The sequence below is a fragment of the Bradyrhizobium cosmicum genome (genome assembly GCF_032290525.1).
In the GTDB taxonomy this organism is placed as follows: Bacteria; Pseudomonadota; Alphaproteobacteria; order Rhizobiales; family Xanthobacteraceae; genus Bradyrhizobium; species Bradyrhizobium cosmicum_A.
Map to the genome: position 1 here is coordinate 1 of NZ_JASXTA010000357.1, position 257 is coordinate 257.

1 pseudogene is annotated in these 257 nt (G+C 72.0%); it reads right to left on the minus strand.

What is annotated here, in order from left to right:
- A pseudogene (locus tag QSV46_RS40235) lies at positions 1-257 on the minus strand (aspartate kinase); the annotation flags it as partial.

A 257-nucleotide genomic window follows, 5' to 3' on the forward strand; every position in this document is an offset into this window, starting at 1 on the left:
CCCAGGTCCCGTCCGTGTAGCTGAAGCTCGAGCGCACGTGGATGTCGACGCCGTGGTTGCGGGCGAACTCCACGGAGCGCACCTGCAGCACCTTCGCGCCCGAGGCGGCCAGCTCCAGCATCTCCTCGTGGCTCACCACGTCGAGCTTGCGGGCCGCCGGCACGATCCGCGGATCGGCGCTGTAGACGCCGTCCTCGTCGGTGTAGATCTCGCAGACGCCGGCGCCCAGCGCGGCCGCGAGCGCGACGGCCGTCGTG